We start from the raw sequence: 1,907 nt of genomic DNA on the forward strand, positions 1-1,907 counted from the left end.
GATATTAATCATAATGTACGCGGAGCGATGGAGGTACTAAAATGGGCTGGAAAGCCGAGCCAGTTTGATCCGGAAAGAACATATACCAGATATAGCGATGGTGGTGCCAACACCATGGCAAACTGGAACGCAATTTATGGAGGCCTAATTGAATATTAAGTACGATTTCAGCAGCACACTGAAAATATCGTTGTGCGCTTTACTGGCATCTGTAATCGCGACTTCATCACATGAGACCGCCTTGGCAGATAGTTACATATTCCGTCAAACTGAGATGAGGGACGTTGAATTTGGGGTCACTGTCGACTGGAGAAACAAATTCCTTCCGAGGATAATTCGATACGTAGCTCCACCTCTAAGCACTTATGAAGACGCTGTACAAAATGAACAAAATATATTGGTTGGAAAAATTGTATTACCGGGCGATTATACAGTTGAATTGTACGAACGCCCTAAAGACATCATTGGAGATTATGGTTCAGTTGCAATTCTAATACATGATGGCGTTATTATAGATAAATATGATGTATCATCATCTCTTGGCAATAATTCGCTTTCCCTTAGCTACGCTGCAATATTGAGTGCCAATAATAACATCATGCTAATTCTTAACTATGTTGGACAGCCAAGTGAAGTGCCCGAAGGATTCGTAACAATACGGATTTCCCAGTCTGAGGCTATAGTCAACGCATTGCCGTTAACAATTTACGGCAAGCTTGTTGTAACGGAAAAAAATTTTGATGAAATTGATCTTTGGTCTACTGAGCTGAACAAAGTGAATGGTACGAATTCACCGACATCTTATACCGTAAGGCGGTGTAGGATGAAGAATAAAACTTACAAATGCGATCCTGCAAAAATGCAGGATCGGCTTTTTGCGCCCAATGAAATCATTAACCCTGGAATTGAGATACGGCGGTGATGAAGAAGCGGAGCATGCGCTGAGACATGCCTATGAAGGTGGACACCTCCGGAAGCCGCCAATTTCTGGCATGATATGGCCTACTTGCGGTAGCGGGATCGGTTGTGGGCGCAGGGCGATCCGCTGGAGCCGTTATCCGCGACGGTTGATTTTGAGCATTTCCGGCCTGCTCTGGCCAAGGCCGTGGGGCCCGGCGATCCCGCGCAAGGGTGGGCGGCCGCCGTTTGATGCAGTGCTGAAATTCAAGATGCTGATCTTGCAGGCGTTGCACGGCCTGTTGCAAATACCCTTTCGAATTTTCGTGAGGCGTTGATCGGTGCCCAGACGCTGGACGGGCTGTTCACGCGTAATTGCTCACGTGGTTGGCATCCCCGCCGTTCAGGCGAGGATGAAGGTGCCGCCGATCAGGGCGTGGATGGCGTTCCAGGCTGATGTGCCGTAGAGGCGGGCGGTACCTGTAACGGATCGGTATCCGGCATGGCTGGCCGGTCCCCAATGGGGGGGCACGACATAGAAAGGGCGGAAAACCACGTTAAGCCGGAAACCCGGTAGCGACCCGCCCTTTCGTCTCTATATCCCGCTTGACGATCTCCATCACCGTACTCTTGCTGAGCCCCAGTTCCCTGCCGATCAGCCGATAGCTGCGCCCCGCTGCGACCCGCGAGCGCCCCGGCCTGGCCGACGCGGTCTATGGGCTGGACATACTGGGCCGTGTGGTGGCGGAGAAGGCGGGCACGGTGCTGGTGCGCACGCATGCCTATGACACAGCCGGGCGCAAGGTCTCGGCCAACGTCACCCTGCCCCGACCCGCCACGGGCGTGACGGGGACGGCCCCGACGGTGGCGATGGGCTTCACCTATGACGAGGACGGCAACCGCACAGGCGTCACCTGGTCGGGTGCCACGGTTGGCTGGCGCTATGACGGGTTGAACCGGGTGACGGGGGTGGACCTGGGCACCGATGCGGTGACGCGGCATGTCTACGT

General features: G+C 53.1%; 3 protein-coding genes. 2 read left to right on the forward strand and 1 reads right to left on the reverse strand.

The window, feature by feature from the left end:
- Positions 1–241 precede the first annotated feature (241 nt).
- Positions 242–922, forward strand: coding sequence for a hypothetical protein (locus tag ACM9HJ_RS30850; protein ID WP_416575643.1), 681 nt, complete (start codon positions 242–244; stop codon positions 920–922).
- 378 nt (positions 923–1,300) lie between these two features.
- On the opposite strand, the gene ACM9HJ_RS30855 is transcribed toward ACM9HJ_RS30850, so the two are convergent.
- Complete coding sequence (locus tag ACM9HJ_RS30855; protein ID WP_416575644.1) at positions 1,301–1,453, reverse strand: hypothetical protein; 153 nt, start codon at positions 1,451–1,453, stop codon at positions 1,301–1,303.
- A 185-nt stretch (positions 1,454–1,638) separates the two neighbouring features.
- Here ACM9HJ_RS30855 and ACM9HJ_RS30860 point away from each other — a divergent pair.
- Positions 1,639–1,907 (forward strand): hypothetical protein (locus ACM9HJ_RS30860; protein WP_416575645.1); only part of this gene is annotated, 269 nt, incomplete at its 3' end.

The sequence above is a fragment of the Niveispirillum sp. KHB5.9 genome (assembly GCF_048066115.1).
Lineage (GTDB): Bacteria > Pseudomonadota > Alphaproteobacteria > Azospirillales > Azospirillaceae > Niveispirillum.